At 66.7% G+C, this 16279-nt stretch carries 19 protein-coding genes and 2 pseudogenes; 11 read left to right on the forward strand and 10 right to left on the reverse strand.

Features of this window, described 5'->3' with window-relative positions:
- Nucleotides 1-229: 229 nt before the first annotated feature.
- Nucleotides 230-815: pseudogene (locus ROA7023_RS25090) on the forward strand (IS30 family transposase); the annotation flags it as partial.
- 4 nt (nucleotides 816-819) lie between these two features.
- Nucleotides 820-1127, forward strand: a pseudogene (locus tag ROA7023_RS25670) (integrase core domain-containing protein); the annotation flags it as partial.
- On the opposite strand, the gene ROA7023_RS24780 reads toward ROA7023_RS25670, so the two are convergent.
- Entirely contained in the window at nucleotides 1077-1319 is a 243-nt protein-coding gene (locus ROA7023_RS24780; RefSeq protein WP_085879378.1) for a hypothetical protein, read from the reverse strand. The pseudogene ROA7023_RS25670 and the gene ROA7023_RS24780 sit on opposite strands and share 51 nt — an antisense overlap.
- A gap of 151 nt (nucleotides 1320-1470) precedes the next feature.
- Between ROA7023_RS24780 and ROA7023_RS12500 the strand changes: the two genes are divergently transcribed.
- From ROA7023_RS12500 to ROA7023_RS24445, 4 genes are all read left to right on the forward strand, one after another.
- A complete protein-coding gene (locus ROA7023_RS12500) occupies nucleotides 1471-1980 on the forward strand; it encodes an SDR family NAD(P)-dependent oxidoreductase (protein WP_159458495.1) in 510 nt (169 codons plus the stop codon).
- 72 nt (nucleotides 1981-2052) lie between these two features.
- Entirely contained in the window at nucleotides 2053-2241 is a 189-nt protein-coding gene (locus ROA7023_RS24440; RefSeq protein WP_085879380.1) for a hypothetical protein, read from the forward strand.
- Nucleotides 2242-2264: 23 nt separating this feature from the next.
- Nucleotides 2265-2528, forward strand: coding sequence for a hypothetical protein (locus tag ROA7023_RS12510; RefSeq protein ID WP_085879381.1), 264 nt, complete (start codon nucleotides 2265-2267; stop codon nucleotides 2526-2528).
- An 84-nt stretch (nucleotides 2529-2612) separates the two neighbouring features.
- Nucleotides 2613-2780, forward strand: coding sequence for a hypothetical protein (locus ROA7023_RS24445; RefSeq protein WP_159458496.1), 168 nt, complete (start codon nucleotides 2613-2615; stop codon nucleotides 2778-2780).
- A 453-nt stretch (nucleotides 2781-3233) separates the two neighbouring features.
- Here ROA7023_RS24445 and ROA7023_RS12515 read toward each other — a convergent pair whose 3' ends face one another.
- Entirely contained in the window at nucleotides 3234-3509 is a 276-nt protein-coding gene (locus ROA7023_RS12515; RefSeq protein ID WP_143535544.1) for a hypothetical protein, read from the reverse strand.
- Nucleotides 3510-3944: 435 nt separating this feature from the next.
- Between ROA7023_RS12515 and ROA7023_RS12520 the strand changes: the two genes are divergently transcribed.
- Nucleotides 3945-4328, forward strand: a complete 384-nt coding sequence (locus ROA7023_RS12520) for a molybdopterin cofactor-binding domain-containing protein (RefSeq protein WP_234992196.1) — start codon at nucleotides 3945-3947, stop codon at nucleotides 4326-4328.
- Between the two features lie 516 nt (nucleotides 4329-4844).
- Here the strand turns inward: ROA7023_RS12520 and ROA7023_RS12525 are convergent.
- From ROA7023_RS12525 to ROA7023_RS12535, 3 genes are read right to left on the reverse strand one after another with little or no spacing between them, the layout of a single operon-like run.
- Complete coding sequence (locus ROA7023_RS12525) at nucleotides 4845-5486, reverse strand: aspartate/glutamate racemase family protein (RefSeq protein ID WP_085879384.1); 642 nt, start codon at nucleotides 5484-5486, stop codon at nucleotides 4845-4847.
- Nucleotides 5483-5944: a RidA family protein gene (locus ROA7023_RS12530; RefSeq protein ID WP_085879385.1), complete on the reverse strand. Its 462-nt coding sequence runs from the start codon at nucleotides 5942-5944 to the stop codon at nucleotides 5483-5485. Before ROA7023_RS12530 ends, ROA7023_RS12525 begins: the two co-directional genes overlap by 4 nt.
- Nucleotides 5941-6555 carry an NIPSNAP family protein gene (locus ROA7023_RS12535; protein ID WP_159458497.1) on the reverse strand — a complete coding sequence of 205 codons (615 nt, stop codon included), beginning with the start codon at nucleotides 6553-6555 and terminating at the stop codon, nucleotides 5941-5943. The genes ROA7023_RS12530 and ROA7023_RS12535 overlap by 4 nt, the downstream gene beginning before the upstream one ends.
- A gap of 147 nt (nucleotides 6556-6702) precedes the next feature.
- On the opposite strand from ROA7023_RS12535, the gene ROA7023_RS12540 reads away from it, so the two are divergent.
- The gene (locus ROA7023_RS12540) at nucleotides 6703-8052 is read left to right on the forward strand and encodes a dihydroorotase (protein WP_085879387.1); all 1350 of its coding nucleotides are present in this window, start codon (nucleotides 6703-6705) and stop codon (nucleotides 8050-8052) included.
- A gap of 6 nt (nucleotides 8053-8058) precedes the next feature.
- Here the strand turns inward: ROA7023_RS12540 and ROA7023_RS12545 are convergent, their stop codons facing one another.
- On the reverse strand, nucleotides 8059-8733 hold the full coding sequence (locus ROA7023_RS12545; RefSeq protein ID WP_085879388.1) for a GntR family transcriptional regulator: 675 nt from the start codon (nucleotides 8731-8733) through the stop codon (nucleotides 8059-8061).
- Nucleotides 8734-9010: 277 nt separating this feature from the next.
- Between ROA7023_RS12545 and ROA7023_RS12550 the strand changes: the two genes are divergently transcribed.
- The 3 genes from ROA7023_RS12550 to ROA7023_RS12560 are packed head-to-tail and all read left to right on the forward strand — an operon-like array spanning nucleotide 9011 to nucleotide 12439.
- Nucleotides 9011-10084, forward strand: a complete 1074-nt coding sequence (locus ROA7023_RS12550) for a nitrilase-related carbon-nitrogen hydrolase (protein ID WP_085879389.1) — start codon at nucleotides 9011-9013, stop codon at nucleotides 10082-10084.
- Nucleotides 10085-10094: 10 nt separating this feature from the next.
- A complete protein-coding gene (locus tag ROA7023_RS12555) occupies nucleotides 10095-11429 on the forward strand; it encodes a Rieske 2Fe-2S domain-containing protein (protein WP_159458498.1) in 1335 nt (444 codons plus the stop codon).
- Complete coding sequence (locus tag ROA7023_RS12560) at nucleotides 11426-12439, forward strand: PDR/VanB family oxidoreductase (RefSeq protein WP_200812505.1); 1014 nt, start codon at nucleotides 11426-11428, stop codon at nucleotides 12437-12439. Before ROA7023_RS12555 ends, ROA7023_RS12560 begins: the two co-directional genes overlap by 4 nt.
- 138 nt (nucleotides 12440-12577) lie before the next feature.
- On the opposite strand, the gene ROA7023_RS12565 is transcribed toward ROA7023_RS12560, so the two are convergent.
- The 4 genes from ROA7023_RS12565 to ROA7023_RS12580 form a co-directional block, all read right to left on the reverse strand.
- Nucleotides 12578-13390 (reverse strand): ABC transporter permease, encoded by an 813-nt coding sequence (locus tag ROA7023_RS12565; protein WP_085879391.1) that lies wholly within the window; start codon nucleotides 13388-13390, stop codon nucleotides 12578-12580.
- Between the two features lie 5 nt (nucleotides 13391-13395).
- Nucleotides 13396-14154 (reverse strand): ABC transporter ATP-binding protein, encoded by a 759-nt coding sequence (locus ROA7023_RS12570; protein WP_200812506.1) that lies wholly within the window; start codon nucleotides 14152-14154, stop codon nucleotides 13396-13398.
- 130 nt (nucleotides 14155-14284) lie between these two features.
- On the reverse strand, nucleotides 14285-15073 hold the full coding sequence (locus tag ROA7023_RS12575; protein ID WP_085879393.1) for an SDR family oxidoreductase: 789 nt from the start codon (nucleotides 15071-15073) through the stop codon (nucleotides 14285-14287).
- A gap of 70 nt (nucleotides 15074-15143) precedes the next feature.
- Nucleotides 15144-16145 (reverse strand): ABC transporter substrate-binding protein, encoded by a 1002-nt coding sequence (locus tag ROA7023_RS12580; RefSeq protein ID WP_159458499.1) that lies wholly within the window; start codon nucleotides 16143-16145, stop codon nucleotides 15144-15146.
- Nucleotides 16146-16279 lie beyond the last annotated feature (134 nt).

The following is a 16279-nucleotide window of genomic DNA, read 5'->3' on the forward strand; positions in this document are numbered from 1 at the left end:
CCTGCTTGATCGACTAGCCCTCGACGAAATGCGCACGCCCGATCTTCGCGATCGTCTCCACAACCAACATCCCCTGACTGCTCCCTCATGCCTTCGAGAAAGCTTCTCACCAGAACCAACAGGGGGGCCACTCCTGGACGCCGATCACCCCAGGATGGGGGCCGATCCTGCATGCCGTTCCACACGCGAACGCGCCCGGAACCGCGGCAAGTCCGTTCTCTCGGAGGCGCTGATGATCAGCGTCCACCCGGCGAAGGTCGAGGACAGGGCCGGGCCGGGTCACCGGGAGGGCGACCTCATTCCCGGCCTTGGCAATTCGGCGATCGGCACGCTTGTTGAACGCACGACGCGGTTCACCATGCTCCTGCACCTGCCGCGCATGGAAGGCCACGGGAAAGGCAAGATGATCAGGAACGGGACGGCCCTTGCTGGCCACGGAGCCGAAGCCGTCCGTGATGCCATCGCCGGGACGGTCATGGATCTTCCAGTGCATCCTTGCCGGTCTCTGACCTGCGATCAGGGGCGGAGATGGCCCAACATGCGCAGCTCCGGAGCGACACCGGGCTGGAGATCCACTTCTGCGACCCGCAAAGCCCTTGGCAGCGCGGCAGCAACGAAAACACCAACGGCCCGGCTCGCGCCAATACTTTCCCAAGGGCACCGACCTCAGCCAGCACGGGACCAATGAGTTGAGCGCTGTCGCTCACGTCCTGAACGCGCGACCACGCAAGACGCTCGGCTGGCGAATACCTGCGGAAGCTCTCGACCGACTGCTCAAACACGACATGATCAATGCTGTTGCGATGACCGGTTGAACCCGCCCAATACCGGCCTCACGATTGTCAGAAGATCCTGCGCCAACATGGCTTCCAGGTCTCCCCTCCCGCACATGCAAACATCCGCTGCCTGGCAGCGGATGAGCGGCAATGCAATTATCATGACATGCCGCCGTCGAGACGTTCTTCAAAACCATCAAGGCAGAGCTGATCTGGCGACGGTCATCGGAAACACTGCGGCAAGCCGAAATGGCAATCTTCGAATACATCGACGGCTTATATGATCCGCGCCGACGCCATTCAGCGCTGGGATGGAAAAGCCCTGTCGCCTTCGAACGCAAGGCGGCTTGAACGAGCACCGGGGGCGGCACGAAAGCGCGACAGGTCCACGTCGGCCGAGACCAGAAGGGCCCGGTCGTCGCGCTCGGTCTGGACGATGCCCGCACGCGACAGGACCGCGGCCCAGCTGACACCCAGCATCCCGCAGATCGGGCCTGACATTATGGCGGAAATATGGATCGGTGAGCGCACATGCGTCTGCATACCGACGGCCTTTCGCGAGGGGATCCTGCGCAACGCACTTGAAACGCGCACCGTCAGCTCCGCATCGGGTTTGAGCCGTTCTGCAAGTCATTGATACGTCCTGCAAGTCGCGAGCGGTGGAAAGCCGTGCCTCCACAAGCCTACGCTGCGGGTGACACGTCCGCCTGGACAGATCGCCTCGACCCTGAAATCGTTGATCATCACCGGCGACGGTTCGGGCATCGGGCTGAAGCTGGCGCTGCAGCTTGTGGCGCCTGGCAATACGGTCATCATCTGTGGGCGCGACGCGAGCAAGCTCGCCGAGGCCGTGCACCTGGCCGGGGCGCAGGCCGTAACCCGGGATGTCACCGTTGCCGAGGATCAGGACCGTATCCTGTCGGACATTCAGGCGCAGCATGGCCGGCTTGATCTGCGGATCGGCAATGCCGGGATATTCCTGGCGTATGACTTCAGGAACGTCCCCGACAGGCTGCAAAGGATCGAGCGCGAGATCGCGATCAACGCGACGGCGCCACTGACCCTGGCGCGGCGCGCCTTGCCGCTTCTGGAAAAGAACGCGCGGCCCGGGATCGTATTCGTCGGATCGGCCGTCGCTTTCGTCGCCTCGCCCGCGACGCCGGTCTATTCCGGGACAAGGGCGCTGATCCATCACTGCGCATAAACCCTGCGCCACCCGTTGCAGCCCCACGGGATCACAGTTTTCGAGGGTCTGCCCCCCGTCGTGAATACCGATATGGCAACGGTGCTGAAGTCCGACAATTTCAAGAAGATGAAGCCCGCCGCCCAGGTTCGCGACATCTTGCAAGGATTGCGCCGAAACCAGACCGAGATGCTGCCGGGGCAAGCGCGCCAGATCAGATGGCTGAGCCGGATCGCGCCCGCCTTCCTGTTTCGTCAGTTCGCAAGGACCGAGTTTCACTGACCCCCGACGACAAGGCGCCTGTCATGCCACGGGATGTCTACCGTAGCCGCGTCAACGCGCCGGCTCTCATCCCCTCGGCCGCCTTCTTCGGCGCCAATCTCTTCATAGGGCTGTCGATGGTGGCCTGCTGGCTGAGCCTCGATCCCGCGGACTTCGTCGCGCAGTTCAGCAATTTCCTGTTCTCGATCATGCCGTTGTTCCTGCCGATGGCGGCGGGCCTGATCCTGTCGGCCCTGCTCGACTGGAACGTTGCTCCTGCGCGGAGGAACTCGGGAATTGCGCTGTAGCTCTGTCTTGGACTCTCGCTGATCACGCTCTTCGACCACATGCCGCACAACATGCGCCTTGCAGACGCGATCGGATGAGCCGCTGTGGATATGTTGGGCCATTTCCAGCGCATCGCGTTGACCGGCCCGGTGATGGAGGACAACGTCGCCACGATCCGCGCGATCTGGCTTCCGGGCCATATCCCGCGCGGGCCGGTCACCCTTGCCATCCCCGTCCATGCAGGTCGCGCACTCCGCGCCGAAGCAAACTGAGCGATCCGCGCCGCCAAGACACTCGGAGCCCCGGGCATCGCCATCTCCGTTCTGCTGATCTTCGCGGCCCTCGCGGTGCAGGAGGGCCCGATCCGGGCTGGCGCGGCGGGCCGGTCTGCGGGTTCTACGACCGCGTGGCCGAGCCGCCGGGCACGGGGCCAGCAGGGCTGCGGATCGACAGGACCTTGGGCCACCTCGGGAAAGGGGCGATCGTGTATCTGCCTCTCACGCTTCCGGCGGTCAGTCTCGACATCTGGAACGACCGGACCCGGGGCGCGGCATTCGTGACGAGAACCGCTAGAGACGACGTTCCTTCCTCGCGCCGTCGACGCTGGAGCGCGCGGCGGCCGATCCCCGGCGCAAAGCTCGCGTCCTCGGCCCAGTGCGCCCCCCTGGCATCAGTTCGACCAGGGCGCCCCGCACCGGTCCAACGGTCGTTCTGTGTGGCCAGCTTCAGCGTGAGGTCGGCCCAACGGGCGGGTTTTCGGAAATGAACCGGCGTTGCGCATCCACGCTAGAAACGGCCATGTGGGCGGTATGGGACCGCTCCGGCATGATCCCCGGATGACCGGCGATCATGCGCCGCGGTTCCTCCGACCCATCGAAGCCCGCCGCGACCGGGCAGACCAGATGGCCAGCCGCTTCGCGAATGTTCTCGAACGCAACCAAAAGTTGCAGTGCGCCACGGATCGGGGGCATTGGGACGCGGGCATGGCTGTCGAACTCCATCCGCAACGTCTCGCCATCCCGGAACACGCGCATGATCCTCGGGCCCTGCCGATTTGAACCGCGCGAGGTGCATCAGCCCGGATTGGAGGTCGGGTGCGCAAGGCAGCGTGAAGAAGACCGGGATCACCGGTCCACGAGACATCGCGACGCCCAGGAAAGGAACATGGTCGAGACGCGGCGAGAGCACCGCCAACGCGATGCGGGAGGCCCAAGACATCGGAGGCGCCAGAACCATCGCCCGCCGCAGCTTTCTGATCGGCCCCATCGCGATTCTTGGCGGGGAGGCCTTCGGGGTCTCCTTCGCCACGCGCCCCATCGCCGACCCGCTGCAGAACGATCTGGCCGAGGGCGGGGCCACGCTGATCCCGGTCGTCACGATCACGCCTGACGACATCACCCTGATCGTGCCGCGCGACGATGTGGGCCGCGACGGAGATGCCCGCCGCGGTGCGCGACGCCGCGGTCGAGATCACCGGCGTCGACCCGGCCCGGGTCACCCTGAATGTCTTGCCCGCGGGCGGCAGCTTCGGCCGCAGGCTTGACCCTGACAGCGCGGCGCAGGCGATCCAGATCGCGGTCACCATGCCCGGAACGCCGATGAAGGCCACCTGGAGCCGGCAGGAGGACATGACCCATGACAATCCCCGGCCCCTGCACATGGCCCTCGGGCGGGGGACCGTCGCGGACGGTCGTGTGCTGGCCCAAGATCGCGACAACATCGGCCCCTCGCTCATCCCGTCCTCGTGGGGCCGGGCATCATCACCGCGACGGGCCAGCGCCCGCGCGATGCCGGCCAGCATGACCCTCGACGTCGCATGAGGCATCCCCTGCGTCTTCCCCTGATCGCCGTGGCCAGTCTCGCACCGGGCACCCTGCCCTTGCCCTGGGCGGGCACGGCCTCGACCTCTCCGCTGTGCCGGAGCCGGGCACGGCCGCTTGGGACAGCATCCACACAGCGCTGGCACATCCGCGCTGCCTCGATTGCCATGTGGGCTCGGACAAGGTTCCGCTTTGGGGCACGGTGCGGGCGCATCTGCAGGATATGGCAATCCGGTCCGCCGCCGGCATGCCCTGACCGGCAGGGTGAGATCGTCCCGGAAACTCCCGGAACGCCCGACACCAAAGGAATACGATGTCATTTCAACGACCGGGTGGACACAGGCAGGCGGCAGGGCAATAGCCTTCGCGCTTGGCCCGCGACGGCAGTCTTGCGCGAAGTGCCGTCCAACCCGTTGCGATCACGAAGGTCGAAGCGAGGCTTTTCTCGGTATGGATGTGATTGCGCAGCGTCGTCCGCTGGCTGTCTGGGGCGATGCCTTTGCTGAAACCTGATGTCTACCGTTGGCCACCGGTGACCGACAAGGCGACACCGGCCGCGGCCAGAACCGGGTCGACGATGGGAACGCCCAGCGCCGCTTGCAGGACGGCCCGCCTTGGGCCGAAGCCGCCGCATCCCAGCACGATCGCCCCGGCTCCGGACGCGATCAGCCGCCGCCCCGCCGCGAGCAGTTCGTCGTAGACCGCCGGGTCGTGCCCCGCCGCATAGGCAGAAACGCCGGACAGGCCGACCTCGTCCGCAAGCCGCTCCAGCATGCCCATCCGCTCCAGCCGGACCCTGTGGCGGGCGATCGGAAGCTCGGACAGGGCGATGATCCCGAAGCGGGGGGCCAGGGCCAGGGCCGCGGCCACGCCCGCCTCCTGGATGCCGATGACCGGACAGGGAACCGCGGCGCGGGTCTCTGCCACGCCGGGATCGGAGAAACAGGCGACGATCACCGCGAGCGGCGCCTCCTGCGCCGCCGCGAGCGCGGCCACACGGGGCCCGGCCTCTGCCACGTCGCGGTCGGTCACGATGGTCGCCGGCCCCTCGGGGATGTCGAGGCAGAGGAACCGGTCGTCGAGCGCATCGCGCATCGCGCTTGTCACCTCGGGTGTGCTGTTGGGGTTGATGACGATGATCCGTCGCGCGTTGCTCATGGCTTTGTCATCCGAAAGACCGCCTCTATCTCGACCGTGATATCGCCCGGCAGGGACGGCAAGACAATGGTGGTGCGGGCATGGCCGCCGGGCAGGACCGTCTCGAAGAGATCCGAACATCCGTCCAGCACGCTGTCGGCCGCAGCAAAACCGGGGCCCGCGTTCACCATGCCGAGCAGGCGCACCACCCCGTCGAGCCTCTCGAGCCGGCCCGGGACCGCGTCCACCGAGGCCAGCAGCGACAGGGCGGTGAGGCCCGCCCGGCGTCGCGCCTCAATCAGGCCCACGACATCGGCCTTGCCCGTCAGTGTCCGGCCCGCGGCGTCGAGGGGTGCCTGGCCAGAGACATAGAGCAGGGGGCCGACCTCCACCGCGCGTTCGAAATTGCCGATGGCCGGCGACAGGGGCGGCAGGACAAGCCCCGCCGCCGCCATTCGCCCGGGAACGCCGCCGGTCATTTCAAGTCGGACACGCCCGTCGCGACGAACAATTCCGATTGCAGCGAGGTAAGATGGGTTGACCCGCCGGGCGGCGGCCAGATGCCCTCGGCGCTGGCGGCGGCACGGGCCTTCACCCGGTCGTCGAGCGACTTGTAGGGCCAGATATGCGCGATCTTCTGCGGGCCGCCCTCGATCGAGGTCATCACCATCATGAGCGGCGAGATCTCGTTGCGGCGCTCGACGATCTTGGCCCAGGCGGCCTCGGTCTCGGCCCGGCCGAAGGGGGCGAGCGTGTAGGTCCGGAACTCGTAGAACGGGCCATGATCGCCGGGCTCGATGTCCTTGCAGAACGAGAACGGCTCGAACGCGGTGGAGGTGGCGCCCCCGAGATATTGCCCGATGCCGTAGGGGTCGGCCTCGGCCATCCGGCGCTGGCGATCCGCGCCGAGCGCGGCGGTATCCTCGTAGGCCGTGAGGAAGGTGAAACGGTTCAGGACCCCGAACTCGCAGGAAAAGGCGCCCAGAATGCGACCCGTCTGGGTGAAATTCGCATATGTTTCCGGCAATTTCTGCATGACGGGGCCGAGCATGTTCGGCAGAAGGGACAGGGTCGTCAGGTCGTAGATCATTGGGGCGCTCCTTGATGGGGAAGTGCCTTGACGGCATGAAGCCGAGATTGCACACAGTTGGTATGCCATAGGGATTCCATGATCCCCGCCCTGGTGCAACTCTTTTCGACGGGGCCCGGGGCCAACAGGACAAGGACAGGTGCAGGGATGTTCGATTTGACCATAGCGGGGCGGCTCGTGCTGCCGGGGGGCGTCATCGCCGACGGCTGGCTGGCCATCGCGGATGGCAAGATCGCCGCCATCGGCGAGGGCACCGCGCCCGACGCGACCGAGGCGGTGGCCCATCCCGGCGCCTGGATCCTGCCCGGCGCCATCGACGGTCAGACCCATGCGGGCAGCCAGATCGGCTTTGCCGGGATCGGCCCGACGACCGCCGCCGCCTGCATCGGCGGGGTCACGACGATCGTGGACATGCCCTATGACGACCCCGACCCGATCACCACGGGCGACCTGCTGGCGCAGAAGGTCACAGCGATCGGAGAGCTGGCGCACAGCAACGTCGCGCTTTACGGCACGGTGCCGGTGACGCCCGATCCGGCGGATATCGCGGCGCTTGTGGCCGGCGGGGTCTGCGCCTTCAAGATCTCGTCCTTCGAGGCCCATCCCCACCGCTTTCCCCGGATCGGAAGCGGCGCCGTGCTTGCCCTGTTCGAGGCCCTGCGTGACACCGGCCTGCCGGTCGGCATCCACAACGAGGACCAGGAGGTCGTCCGTGCGACCGAGGCGGCTTTTCGCGCGGCCGGCCGCACGCGGCCCGAGGATCACAGCCCGTCGCGCCCGCCGGTGGCCGAGATGTCGGCGACGGCCACCTTCCTGGAGCTTGGCGCCGCGCAGGGTGGCCACGCCCATATCGTGCACATCTCGATCCCCGAGGGCTTTGACCTGGTGGCCGAGCATCGCGCCCGCGGAGAGCGGGCGACCGCCGAGATGTGCCTGCACTACCTGCTGTTCGACGCGGCCGAGGACATGCCCCGCCTTGGCGCGAAGATGAAGGTGAACCCGCCGATCCGCGCCGGCCTGCGCGACGCGCTCTGGGAGGTGATCGAGACCGGCCGCGCCAATTTCGTCTCCTCCGACCACAGCGCCTGGGGGCTGGAGCGCAAATCCTCCGACAATATCTTCGAGGTGGCGGCGGGGATGCCAGGGCTGGAGACGCTGCTGCCCGGCTTCTTTACCGAGGCGCTGCGCCGGACGGGCGACGGCGACGCGGCGGCGCGGCTTGCGGCGGCGCTGCTGTCGGAGGGGCCGGCGGATTTCTTCGGTCTCTCGACCAAGGGCCGCCTGGCCCCCGGCGCCGATGCCGACCTCGCGATCCTGGCGCCCGAGCCCTTCACCTACGATTGCAAGGCCAACCCCGATGGCCCCGGTTGGAGCGCGTATGACGGCATGACCTTCTCGGTGCGGCCGGCGGCGACCTACGTCGGCGGTCAGCTGGCCTATGACGGCCGGGCGGTGACCGGCCTCACCGCCGGCACCTTCGCGCGGCGGACCGCCTGACCGGCCCTAGCGGACCCCGGCGAGCCGGTTCACGATGGCGATCTTGACCGTGTCGATATGGGTGAACATCGCCGCCTGCGCGGCCGCGCCATCGCCGGTTTCGAGGGCGTCGAGAATCGTTCCGCTGTGATCGTCCCGGTAGAAAAAGCTGTTGGGGTTGCGGAAGGTGTTGAACACATGGGTCCGGCGCCGCAGGTCGCGGATCATCCCGGCCATGGTCTCGTTCCCCGCCGCCTCGGAAATGGCGCCGTGCAGCAGGTCGTCCACGGCCCAGATCTCGGACGGGCTGGGGTCCTTCTTCTGCGAGAGCGCCTGCACCGCCGCCCGGATCTCGGCGATCATGGCCAAGGGCACGTGGCCCGCGGCAAGCCGCGCGGCCTCGGCCTCCAAAAGCTGGCGGATGTTGAGGACCTCGACGAAGGCCTCGGTCGAGAACGGCGCCACGGTGACGCCCCGTCCGGGCTGGCGCAGGACCATCCGCTCGGCCTCCAGCCGTCCCAGCGCCTCGCGCACCGGGGTGCGGGAGGCGTTCAGCCGATCGGCCATCTTGCGTTCGACGATCACGTCGCCGGGCCGCAGCTCGCCGCCGATCAGGATGTCGATGATCTGCTCATAGACCTGATCCACCCGGTTCGGCTTGTCGGCCAGACCGGTCGCAACCAATGCGGCATCACTTGTCATGCATGGAACTCCCCAAGCGCCTCGCAGATCTCTGTTCTAGGGCCGAGACGGGGGAATTGGAACATCTGACGATGGACCTTCGGCATTCCATCGGTCCACAGCCTGCTTGCCGGTGGTCCGCCCGGGCCCGGGTTTGCCCGAAAATTATGCAGATCCCATTGCAAGCGGCCTCTTCGCAGGCCGGATCCGGGTCGGGGTTGACTGCCGCGGCGCGGCTGCACACAGTTGGCATACCATTGGTGCGCAATTTCGCCCCGCGAAGGAATCGGAGACGCAGATGACACAATCGCCCTGGCGCGCCACCTGCATTCAGATGACGGGCGACCGGGCCTGTCAGGCCGCGACGGGCGCAGAAGCGCAGCGCGTGATCGCTGGCAACCAGGCCCGGCTGATCCGGATGATCGAACAGGCCCTCGCCGGGCCGGAGCGCCCGGACCTCGTGGTCTTTCCCGAATTCGGCATGACCGGCCCGCCGCTGGGCATGGCCGTGCCCGACTGGATCCGGCGGGCCTGCTCCACCATTCCCGGCCCGCTGACCGAGCCGCTGCAGGCGCTCGCCCGGCGCGAGGGCATCTATATCGCCGGCAACATGTTCGAGGCGCCAGAGGAATGGCCGGGGCGCTATTTCAACTCGTCGTTCATCATCGGGCCCGAGGGCACGATCCTGTCGAATTATCGCAGGGTGAATGTCGCGGCCTTCCCCTCGGTCCATGACTTCATGACCGACTACCTTCGGGCCACGCCCTACGACCAGGTCTTTCCGGTGGCCGACACCCCGCTCGGCAAGCTCTGTGTCATTGCCTGCGGAGAGATCACCGTGCCCGAGGTCGCCCGCTGCATGATGATGCAGGGCGCCGAGGTCATCCTGCACCCCACGAACTCGCGCTATTCCCCGGCGCAGGAGGCGGCGAAGGTCGCGCGGGTGACCGAGAACATGATGGCCATGGTCTCGGCCAATGTCGCCGGGCCCATCGGCTTTTCGCCCGACGGCACCTTCACCGGCGGCCGGTCCCACATCATGGATCACTGGGGCGAAACGCTGGCCCTGCGCGAAGAGGCCGACGAGACCACCGCCGTCAGCGCCCTGATCGACATCGAACAGCTGCGCGCCGATCGCCGCCGCGACAGCGGGCTGTCGAACCCGCACCTGCGGGCACGCTACGAGATGTATGTGCCCTATTACCAGAACGCGCGGTTCTACCCGCCCGACCATTTCCGCGATGCGCCCATGCAGCACGCGGATGAAACCCACGACGCCATCGCCCGCGCCCGCGCCAACCTGGAGCGCAGCGGCGTGCTTGTCCCGCTTCCCACCGGGGCGAAAGACCCCGCCTCTACCGTCGAATTGTAGGAGACGTCAGATGATCACAGCCGAAGAAAACGTAGACCTCTGCCGCGTGGGCCGCGGCACCTTGATGGGCGAGTTCTTCCGCCAGTTCTGGACCCCGGTATGCCTGTCGTCCGAGCTGGTCGCCGATGGCGATCCGGTGCGGCTGATGATCCTGGGCGAAAAGCTCATCGGCTTCCGCGACAGCGACGGCCGGGTCGGCGTGATGGACCACCGCTGCCCGCACCGCTGCGCCTCGCTGTTCTTCGGGCGCAACGAGCTGGGCGGCATCCGCTGCGCCTACCACGGCTGGAAATTCGACGTGAACGGCAAGTGCCTCGACCAGCCCAACCTCGAGGACAAGAACAAGTATCCCGCCGGCACCCCGGCCTATGCCTACAAGACCTGCGAATCCGGCGGGCTGGTCTTCGCCTATTTCGGCGAGCGGCAGGACGCCCCACCGCCCCTGCCCGAGATCGAGGCTATCATGGGCGAGGGCAACGACGCCAATATCGCCCTCACCCACCGCGACTGCAACTACATGCAGGCGCTCGAGGGCGACGTCGACACCTCGCACCTGGGTTTTCTACATGCGGGCGGGATCGACGGCGACCGGCTGGACCTGTCCGATCCGGAAGTGTTCACGGTCACCGAGAAATCGCCGAAGATCAACGTCACCACCACCGATTTCGGCACGATGTATTCCGCCCAGCGCGACGCCTATGAGGGGCAGGAGCATCAGCGCTATGCCTGCTACCTGTTCCCGTTCTGGGTCACCTATCCCGGCGGCGGCGGGCTTGAGGTCAGCAAGACCGTCAACGCCTGGGTGCCGATCGACGACCACAGCACGATGATCTTCAACATCGACCTCTCGCGCGCCGAGGGCGGCGGCAAGAAAAGCCTCAAATACACCGACGGCACCCCGGTCAGCGGCCTTGCCCGGCCGTTGGAATACCTGCCGACCACCACCGACTGGAAAGGGCGCTGGCGGCCGGTCAAGGACGAGACCAACGACTACGGCATCGACCGCGAATGGCAGCGCAACGGCGACAGCTACACCGGCATCGTCGGCGTCCCGCTCCAGGATCAGGCGATCCAGGAGAGCATGGGCCCGGTTGTCGATCGCACGATGGAGCATCTCGCAGCCTCGGACCGCATGGTGATCCTGACCCGGCGCGTCATGCTCGACGCGGCGATAGAGTGGCGGGACGAAAAGAAGCTGCCCGACTTCGTGGATCATCCCGAATACGCCCGCGAGGCGCGCGGCGGCGACATCCTCGTGCCCAAGGGGACCGACTGGCTCGAGTTCTACGAAGAGAAGATGGCGGCCATCAAGGCGGGCAAGCAAAAGCAATCCGCGGCTGAATGAGCTTGCAGGAAACGACTTGGGCCGGCAGCGACATGCCGGCCACGGGCGGTGACGGCGGGGGTCTGACCCTGCGCGTCACCGCGATCCGTTATCGGACGGAAACCGTCCGGCAGATCGAGCTTCGGCATCCGGGCGGCGCGGCCTTGCCGCCGGCCAGCCCCGGCGCCCATATCGACCTGCGCCTGCCGGGCGACCTGTCGCGCAGCTATTCTCTGGTGAACGCGCCGGGCGACGACGGGCGCTACGTCATCGCGGTCCACCGCGACCCGGCCAGCCGGGGCGGGTCGGCCCATATGTGCGAGACCCTGCGCGTGGGCGACATGATAGAGGTGTCAGCCCCGCTCAATACCTTTCCGATGGCCGAAACCGGGGATGCCGTGTTCTTTGCAGGCGGCATCGGCATCACGCCGATCCTGTCGATGATCCGCGCCCGGGCCGCCAGCGGTGCGGGCTGGACGTTGCATTACGCGTTCCGGGCCGAGGCCCTTGCCGCCTACCTGGATGAGCTGCGCCACCTGGCCGCCGAAAGCGGCGGCACCCTGCACCTGCATGACGACGCGCTGAGCGGCGCGGTCTACGACATTGCCGCCGACGTGGCGGCGGTGCCTGCGGGCGCACATCTTTATTGCTGTGGACCCTCCCCGATGCTCGACGCCTTCGAGGCGGCGGCCGCGGCCGAAAAAGGACGCGACCCCGACACGATCCATGTGGAGCGCTTCACCAACGTGGTCGAGGCCTCGACCGAGAGCTTCACCGTCGTGCTCAAGCGCAAGGGCAAGGAATTCGAGGTGCCTGCCGGGCGCACCATCATGGAGGTCCTGCAGGAGAATGGCGTGCGCGTTGCCTATTCCTGTCGCGAGGGCGTCTGCGGCACCTGCGAGACCCGGGTGATTGAGGGCGAGCCCGACCACAAGGACAAGGTCCTGTCCGAGCGCGAACGCGCCTCGAACAAGGTCATCATGATCTGCTGCTCTGGCGCCAGGTCCAGCCGCCTCGTCCTCGACATCTGATCCGTCGACCTCTGACCGTCGACCTCTTTGACCGTCGACCTCTGCCCGTCGACCACTGACCGTCGATCTTCGCCAAACGGAAAGCGGCCCGCACCGGGAACGGAGCGGGCCGCTTTCGTCTTGTGTCCCGGTCCGTGCCTAGTCGTGCCCGTCGCTCTTGTCCCGCCACGGGATCGCGAAGCGTTCCACCCGCTCGAGAACCAGGAAAAACGACATGCCGATCAACGCGATGCAGATGATAGCCGCGAATTGCCGCGTCACGTCGAAATTGGCCCCCGCGATCACGATCAGATAGCCCAGCCCTTTGTCCGCGCCGATGAACTCCGCCACGACGGCGCCGATGACCGACAGGGCGGTCGCCAGCTTCAGCCCCGCGAAGATCGACGGCAGCGCCTGCGGCAGCCGGAACTTCCAGAACGTCTGCCAGGACGAGGCGCCCATCGACCGCGCGAGGTGCAGCATCTCGTCCGGTGCCGATTTGAGCCCCATGACCGAGTTGATCACGATCGGAAAGAACGCGAGCAGGATCACGATGACGATCTTGGGCGTCATGCCATAGCCGAACCAGGTCAGCAGCAGCGGCGCGATGGCCACCTTTGGAATCGTCTGGCTGGCCACGATCAGGGGGTACACACCCTTGGCCATGAACTTCGAATAGACGATCGAGACGGCCAGCGGCACGCCGATCAGCACCGCGAGCGTAAAGCCCAGGAGCACTTCGAACAGGGTCACCATCGCGTTCGGGAACAGCCGGTGGCCGTAGTCGTAGAACTCCATCGCGATGGCGGTGGGGGTCGGCAGGATGAAGGACGGCACATCCCCCAGCCGCACGGCGAGCTCCCAGAACACCAGAAGCCCGACGAGGGTGTAGACCACCATCGGAACCGCCTTGAGGAACCGCAGGGGCGCGGCCTCTGTCCTGTCGGCCTGTGGGTCCGTTATCGTTGCCATTGCACTCACTCCTCCCGAAAGACGCCGAGGCTCTTGAAGATGCCGGTCAGCTGATGGGTGTATTCGATGAATTTCGGATCCTCGCGCATGGCGAGGCGCCGGGGCCGGGGCAGGTCGATGTCGACGATCTGCTCCACCCGCCCGGGGCGGGGGGTCATCACCACGATACGGTCGGACAGGAAGATCGCCTCGGTAATCGAGTGGGTGATGAAGAACACCGTCATCTTGTCGTCCCGGCACAGCCGCAGCAGGTCGATCTGAAGCTGGTCCCGCGTCATCGCGTCGAGTGCGCCGAACGGCTCGTCCATCAACAGCAACCGCGGCCGGTGCAGCAGGGCCCGGCAGATCGAGACGCGCTGGCGCATCCCGCCCGACAGCTCCTTGGGGTAGGCATCGTGGAAATCGTCGAGCGAGACCATCGACAGGAGCTCTGTCGCGCGGGCCCGGGCCTTGGTCATGTCGGATTTGCGCAGCTCGGCCTGGATCAGCACGTTCTGCAACGCGGATCGCCAGTCCAGCAGCACGTCCCGCTGAAAGACGATGCCGGAATCGGGCGTGGGCCCATCAACCTTGTCACCTTCGACCCGGATTTCACCGGCGGTCATCGGGATCAGCCCGGCCAGCAGCATCATCAGCGTGGACTTGCCGCAGCCCGACGGCCCGAGGATCGAGACGAACTCGCCCGGGCGGATGTCGAGGTCGATCGGTTCCAGGGCCTGAACCCGGCCCTGCCGGCCGTCGAAGACCTTGGTCACTCCGCTCATAGAGACCGAAGCGCCCGTTGGCGTTGACAGTGTTTGCGGTTCGGCGACTGCATTCATTCGATTTTCGGCCGGGTCCGGCCGCTCCCTGGTATTGGGGGCCGACGGCGAACCGGCGGCCGGTTCGTATCACTCAGACCGAGCGGATCATGCCGCCGTCGACGCGCAGGGTGCTGCCGGTCACGTAACTTGCATGAACGCTGGCAAGGAAAGCGGCGACGGCGCCGAATTCCTCGGGGCTGCCAAAGCGGCCCGCGGGGATCATCCCGGTCGAGGCCGCCTGGACCTCTTCCAGCGACTTGCCCGCGCGCTCTGCCGCGGCCGCGTCGAGGGTTCTGACGCGGTCCGTCAGGATCCGGCCCGGCGCGACCAGGTTGACGGTCACCCCGTCGGAGGCGACCTCGGCTGCCAGCGTCTTCATGAAGCCCAGAAGGCTCATCCTCAGCGCGTTCGATACCGGCAGATGCGGGATCGGCTGGATCACGCCGCTGGACGAGATCGTCAGGATCCGGCCCCAGCCCTGCGCCCGCATCGGACCGACCAGGTCCAGGGTCAGCGCGATCAGCGGGGTGACCATGCGGCCGTATTGCGCCTGCATCTCTTCGGCCGACACGGTGCTGGGCGGCCCTGGCGGCGGGCCGCCGGAATTGTTCACGAGGATATCGACCTTGCCCGTCCGGGCCCGCGCCCCCGCGGCCAGCAGGCCGGGCGCGTCCGGGTCGCCGAGGTCGGCCACGACGCTGTCGGCCTGCTCGCGCATCCCGGCCGGAAGCTCGGCCAGGATCGCGTCCAGTTTCCCGGCGTCGCGTCCGGCAAAGGTCACGCTTGCGCCCTCGGCCAGAAGTGTCGTCGCGACGGCGCGGCCAAGGCCCCCCGTCGCGCCGAGCACCAATGCGTGGCGATCTGTCAGTCCCAGGTCCATGCCGGCCACTTCTTTTCGTGATGCGACCGCGGGAGAATGCCCCCCGCGGTCCTGTTGCCTTGATCGTTGATCAGTTGGTTGCCGCCGGCAGATAGGCACCGGTGTAGATGTCGTCGGGCGTCAGCCCGGGTTCCATCCCAGCATACGTCTCCAGCAGATCGATGGTGAGCGTGATGTCCTCTTCCATGACCGTGCCGAACGGCATGCCTTCTGAAGCGGCGGTATGCTCGTACTTCTGCATGACGATGATCTGTTCGAGAATCGCGTCCGGGTCCGCGTCGGGCCGATTCTCCATGATCATGTCGCGGGCGGCCTCGGGGTCGGCCTCGACATCGGCCTTGGCCTGGATGATCGCGGCGAGAAAGCCCTCGACGACCTCGGGGTTCTCCTCGAGATAGGATTTCTGCACGATCACCGACGAGCCGAGGATGTTGACGCCGTAGTCAGCGAACAGGATCGGATCCTCGATCGGGTGCATCGCGGCGACCTTGTCGCCGTCCGGGTTCGCCCAGCCGTTGATGAAGTCCACATCGCCGTTCAGCAGCGCGACACGGTCGGCGCCGCCGTTGATGATGATGATGTCCACCATCTCCATGTCGACGTCATTGGCCTCGGCGAAGGCGCGGATCATGCCGTCCTCGAAGTTGCCCGCGTCGGTGCCGAAGCGCTTGCCCTCGAGATCCGCCGGGGTGGTGATGCCCGAGCCTTCGAGCGCGATGATCGACGAGGGATCCTTCTGCACGAGGCCCGCGACCGCGATCAGGCTGTCGGCGCCCGATCCCTGCTGGGCCTGCGCCAGCGCACCGATACCCGCGATGCCGATTTCGAAATCGCCCGCGCCGACGGCCTGGATGGTCCCGGTGGAGCCGTTGCCGTCGACGATATCGACGTCGAGCCCCTGCTCGGCGAAGTAGCCCTTTTCCTGGGCCACGAAGAACGGCGCGTCGACGCCGCCGGTGACCCAGGCCAGGCGCAGCCTGATCTCTGTCAGGTCATCCTGCGCGATGGCCGGAAGGCCGAGAACGCCGGCCAGCGCGAGACCGGAGAACGTTTTCATTAGGAGGTGTTTCATGAGTTTCCCCTGCTTCATTTCGCCCGAAGAGCCGGGCAGATGGTTCGGTGCCGGCTTGGCATTCTCATGGTATGCCAACTGAATACATTGCCCTAGCGAAATGGCGCAATGGACCCATCCGAGCAAGAAATGTC

This window comes from Roseisalinus antarcticus (assembly GCF_900172355.1).
Lineage (GTDB): Bacteria > Pseudomonadota > Alphaproteobacteria > Rhodobacterales > Rhodobacteraceae > Oceanicola > Oceanicola antarcticus_A.